Below are 527 nucleotides of genomic sequence, written 5' to 3'. Positions count from 1 at the left end.
GTAAACTCTGGTACTTCATGGATAGCTGCTTCCAAACCATTTACGCCACCTGTGAACTCTGGTACTTCATGGATAGCTGCCTCTGTTTTACCTGATTCTTCTTTCTTAGTTCCGACTAGCACAATCTCATCTTGCGCCACTTCAACAACTTCACGCAGTTTTTCAATACGGCTTCCATCTGGTGCTACTTCTGTTAAGATACGTTCCTTGCCTGCGCGACCTACCTGAGTTACGCGAGTTTCACCTTCTGGCAGAGTTGGATCTTCTCGTTTAACAGTCTTGAAGTTTATAGCTTCTTCTACTACCTCAAGGCTTGGTTGAGTAAAGCTCAATTCTTTAACACCTTCAGTCGGAAGATTTGAATGTTTTGCTTCCTCTTTCGGAGTCGCTTGGAGTTGATTGATAGAAGTTAAAGCTGCTCGCAAGGCTTGATCTACTGCATCCTGAGTCTTAGCTGCTTCGATAGCAGTAAGAGCTTGCTCAGATAACTCGACTAGTTTCTTCTTAGCTTCCTTATCATCACCTAG

General features: G+C 43.8%; 1 protein-coding gene (running past one end of the window). It reads right to left on the bottom strand.

Going from position 1 to position 527, the window contains the following annotated elements:
• The coding region annotated (locus tag ADH31_RS09090; protein WP_049510308.1) for an SIALI-17 repeat-containing surface protein crosses the window boundary (this coding region is incomplete at its 5' end): on the bottom strand, nucleotides 1-527 show 527 of its 963 nt. Its footprint begins 436 nt before the window's first position.

Origin of the sequence: Streptococcus pseudopneumoniae (assembly GCF_001072375.1) — a bacterium.
Lineage (GTDB): Bacteria > Bacillota > Bacilli > Lactobacillales > Streptococcaceae > Streptococcus > Streptococcus pseudopneumoniae_L.
The sequence above is the reverse complement of the archived record's forward strand: the minus strand, read 5'-3'. Positions and strand labels throughout refer to the sequence as shown.